The 1,624-nt window shown below is 67.4% G+C and carries 2 protein-coding genes; both read right to left on the bottom strand.

Annotated elements, in window-relative coordinates:
* A partial coding sequence (locus OXF11_00005) for a PPC domain-containing protein (GenBank protein MCY4485491.1) occupies positions 1-646 on the bottom strand: 646 nt, incomplete at its 3' end.
* Positions 647-818: 172 nt separating this feature from the next.
* On the bottom strand, positions 819-1,624 hold an 806-nt coding region (locus tag OXF11_00010; GenBank protein ID MCY4485492.1), incomplete at its 5' end, for an amidase.

Below are 1,624 nucleotides of genomic sequence, written 5' to 3' on the forward strand. Positions count from 1 at the left end.
GCGCGTAGTACGTGCCGGCCAACAGCGTGGCCACGACCCTCTCGTTCGACGTGCCGTCCGCGACGCTGCGGTGCAGCACGTTGCCCTCGGCGTCCTCCAGGAACAGATCGGCATCGGCGTCCTGCTGGCGCAGGCCGAGATTCACCTTCTTCGCTTCGGTGAGCGTGAACCGGTAGTGGCCGACGCGGTCGCCGTCGCCGTCCATCGAGTTGCGGGGAAAGCGGGGGCCTTCCAGACTCGTGATATCACCGAGATCGACCGCGCCCGAGCGCGTATCGTCGGCGGAGGTGTCCCGGACCTCGAGCTCGTAGGTGCCCAAGCCGTAGTTCCGGGCGCCTGCCGCGACGTAGTAGCGGCCGCTCGCGGTGGCGGTGAACACGAGATGGCTGTTGCGGCCCTCGCCACCGTTGTCGTTCGTAGTGCCTGAAACATATTGACTTGATGAACCGTACAAACCCACGAGAATGGGATCGGAAAGCGTGCCGTCGCCCGTGCGGCTTCCCCGCAGATCGATCGTGTAGGTGCGCCCCGCCACGAGGTCGACCGCGAACCAGTCCCAATCGTTCGCGGTCTCGATGGCTCCGGTCTGCGTGCCGCCTACCTCGACGGTGGCGTTGGTGGTCCGGTTGGAAGGGATATCAGTCATGGCGGTTCACCCTGTGTCCGTGTCCTTGTCTCCGGCGCGTCGGCGTGTCGCTCGGGAGCCGATTGCCGCAGCACGCGCCCCTCGAACGCCGGCGTCGTGCGCACCCGTGCACGACTCGCTCGTGTCGACCCCCGTTCCCGGCTCTCGCGCCCGCTGGCGGCGCGTGATTTTCTTACTCCACCTGCGGCTTCCTCTCAACCCACCCCGCCGCCCGCTCATAAGCATGCGCCACCTGAAACACCCGCCCCTCCTCAAAACACGCCCCGACCACCTGCAACCCCAACGGCAACCCGCCGTCCGTAAACCCGCAGCACACACTGAGCGCCGGCAGCCCCGTGACGTTGAAGGGAATGGTGCACCGTGTCCCGATGCTGCCGCTGGGGTGGCGGAAGGGGACGCGGCGGCCGTCGATCTCGGCGAAGCCTTGCTTGCATTCCTCGATGGTGGGGGCGGCGATGCCGACGGTGGGGGCGACGATGACCTGGACGTCTTGGAGGGCTTCCTCGAACTCGCGGCAGACGACGCGGCGGACGCGTTGCGAGGTGACGTAGGCGGAGGCGGGGACGGTGAGGGAGGCGATGTTCCGGTGCAGCAGTTCGCGGCTGTAGTCCCGGGGCTGTGTGCGGATGTAGGGCTCGTGGGCGACAAGGTTCTCGCACCGGCTGGTGGCGGTCTGGACGGCGGGGACGATGTCCATGTGCGGGATGGGGACCTCTTTCACCTGCATGCCCAGGGACTCCAGGGCGGCGAGGGCTTCCTGGAACGCCTTGGCGACCTCGCCCACCATGAGCTCGTCGAAGTAGCCCTTGACGATGCCCACCTTCATGCCGGCCACGGGGTTGCCGAGGCTCGCAGTGTAGTCCGGCACGGGCGCGTTGGAGCACAGGGGGTCGTTGGGGTCTTCACCGGCGATGGCGCCAAGCACCAGGGCGCAGTCCTCCACGGTCTTGGTGAAGGGGCCGAAGTGGTCGGAGGAGA

Source organism: Deltaproteobacteria bacterium (assembly GCA_026712905.1).
GTDB lineage: Bacteria > Desulfobacterota > Binatia > UBA9968 > JAJDTQ01 > JAJDTQ01.